General features: G+C 69.0%; 4 protein-coding genes and 1 pseudogene. 1 reads left to right on the top strand and 4 read right to left on the bottom strand.

What is annotated here, in order from left to right:
* A pseudogene (locus D7X96_RS41345) lies at positions 1-127 on the bottom strand (metallophosphoesterase); the annotation flags it as partial.
* A 51-nt stretch (positions 128-178) separates the two neighbouring features.
* Here D7X96_RS41345 and D7X96_RS41640 point away from each other — a divergent pair.
* Entirely contained in the window at positions 179-301 is a 123-nt protein-coding gene (locus tag D7X96_RS41640) for a hypothetical protein (RefSeq protein WP_279637432.1), read from the top strand.
* Between the two features lie 286 nt (positions 302-587).
* Here the strand turns inward: D7X96_RS41640 and D7X96_RS38875 are convergent, their stop codons facing one another.
* From D7X96_RS38875 to D7X96_RS38865, 3 genes are all read right to left on the bottom strand, one after another.
* Positions 588-806 (bottom strand): hypothetical protein, encoded by a 219-nt coding sequence (locus D7X96_RS38875; protein ID WP_120550393.1) that lies wholly within the window; start codon positions 804-806, stop codon positions 588-590.
* A gap of 193 nt (positions 807-999) precedes the next feature.
* Positions 1,000-1,356, bottom strand: coding sequence for a ribosome assembly RNA-binding protein YhbY (gene yhbY, locus D7X96_RS38870; RefSeq protein ID WP_120550392.1), 357 nt, complete (start codon positions 1,354-1,356; stop codon positions 1,000-1,002).
* A 28-nt stretch (positions 1,357-1,384) separates the two neighbouring features.
* On the bottom strand, positions 1,385-2,087 hold a 703-nt coding region (locus D7X96_RS38865), incomplete at its 5' end, for a DnaJ domain-containing protein (RefSeq protein WP_147468521.1).

Here is a 2,087-nt window from a genome sequence, read left to right as displayed (position 1 = left end):
TGAAGTTGGCGGGCTGGTGCGCGAGCAGCACCGCCGCGCGTTCGGGGTCACGGCCCGTGAGCGCCAGGTCCAGGTCATAGCCCTTCTGTCCCAGGCGCCGGCCGCCGTGCCAGTCATCCACGCCCACAGGAGCGTCGCGCGGGAGCTGGGCGGAGGCTGCAGGCCGGACTGCTTGTAGGTGCGCGAGAGCAGCACCAGCGCGAACGTCGTGCACACGTTGGCCAGCACCACCACGCCCATGCGCACGGGCAACAGCGGCGAGTCCGTGAAGGGCACGTCCGGCACCGCGTGCATCCAGTAGCTGCGCAGGGCCGTGCTGACGAGCGACAGGGCCGCGCCCGCCGTCAACAGCCCCCACACGCGGCGCAGGTAGTCCCCCGAGCCAAAGGCCAGCGCCGCCGCCGCCGTGCCCGCCACCGCGAGCAGGCCCACCGCCCAACCCGCTGCGTCACCCACGAGCGCCAGCTGACGCGCGTCCTGGAGCGCATTGGCCACCGCGGCCAGGTGCACCAGCTGGAGCACCACGACGGCGCCCAGCCAGGGCGCCACCCGCTTGAAGGCGCGACCCGAAGAGGGACGGGGGGCGTTCATCGCAGCTTCTCCATGGCCTTCGAAAGCTCCGTGAGGGTGTTCGTCGTGCGCGCCGCGCCGATGAAGACGTTGAGCATGGGCTTGAGACCCTCCAGCACCAGCGGCACGTCCTGCAGGCTCACCTGTTCCGGTGGACGCTTCAGGACCCGCAGCGCGGCGGTGTGGATGGCCATCTTCGCGGTGAAGTCACCCAGCAGCGGCTCCAGGTGATGCATCAGCACGTCGTGCCAACCTGGAGCGGATGAAGGGGAGGTCGAGGGTGTCTGCACGTCACCTCCGCGGGGGGGAAGACCCCCAGCGTAGGGACATTTCGAACCCGGTACGAGGGCTCGCCTGCTCTGAAACCCGCACAAAATGCGCGGGTTGCCCTGATTTCCCCGTGACCTCTGGAAATCAGTGAGTGCTTCCTCAGCGGCGGCGGGGCTTCTTCTCTTCTTCCGGCTTGGGGGCCGGGCGGGGCTCATGGGGGCCCTTGAGGACGTCCTCGAAGCGGGACTTCTGCTTGCGGCGCTTGAAGAAGAGGGCGGTGCGGCCCAGCAGCTGCGCGAGCTCCGAGCCGGTGGCCTCGGCGATGGCGTCAGCGCCTTCGTGGCGGCCTTCCGGGCCTTCGTTGATCTTCACCTTGATGAGCTCGTGGTCGTTCAGCGCCTGCTCGATGGCGGCGATGACGCCCTCGGTGACGCCGGACGAGCCGACGATGACCACCGGCTCCAGGTGGTGGCCGAGGGCCCGCAGGTGGCGGCGTTCTTTCCCGGTGAGGGGCATGGGGGGTCTCCTTGAAAAGGCGCGCACCCTACTTCTTTTGCGACGCCATGCGGACCTCTCGCATCGCATCAATGTGGTCGGGTTGCAGCTCGACCGTCCGCTTGAAGTGCTTGAGGGCTCCGGTCGCGTCGCCGCACAGCTTGGCGATGACGCCCAGGAAGTAGTGGGCGGGGGCGCAGCGCTCGTTGCGCTTGATGGCGGCCTGGATTTCGCGGAAGGCCTCCGGCTGGGCGGCCTTCTTGTCCGGGGCGGCGAGGAAGCGCGCATAGCCCCGCCAGGCGAAGAACTCGGGCTCCTCCGCGTTGAGGGCGATGGCGTCGTTGAGCATCTTCACGGCTTCCGGGTATTTGCGCGCCTTCACCAGGATGCAGGACTTCTGGAAGAGCTCCTCCGCCTGGAGGATGGCCTGGACGTCCACGCCGTCGCCGCCGCCGCTCTTGAGCTCCTCGATGTAGGCCGCGCGGCTCTTGTCGTCGGAGAGGGCCCGGTAGGCGTCGCCGATGTACGCGAAGACCTCCGCCTTGAGCTTCTCCAGCTCCTGGGGGGCGCCCGGGGGCAGGGTGTCCGGGTGGTAGAGCTTGGCCAGGCGGAAGTAGGCGATCTTCACCGCGCTGCCTTCGGTCTGTTCGGTGAGGCCGAGCCGCTGGAAGTGGTTCTGGCCCTTCATGGTCGCGGCGAGCTGGCGCAGCGAGGGCAGTTCCTCGGAACCGGGGGCGGGGCCCGAAGCGGGG

The sequence above is a fragment of the Corallococcus interemptor genome, assembly GCF_003668875.1.
Classification (GTDB): domain Bacteria; phylum Myxococcota; class Myxococcia; order Myxococcales; family Myxococcaceae; genus Corallococcus; species Corallococcus interemptor.
This window is presented reverse-complemented; position numbering and strand designations above follow the sequence as displayed.

Coding starts and splice junctions, on each gene's coding strand:
- D7X96_RS38875 (WP_120550393.1), bottom strand. CDS start 806: ATGCATCACCTGGAGCCGCTGCTGGGTGACTTCACCGCGAAGATGGCC.
- yhbY (WP_120550392.1), bottom strand. CDS start 1,356: ATGCCCCTCACCGGGAAAGAACGCCGCCACCTGCGGGCCCTCGGCCAC.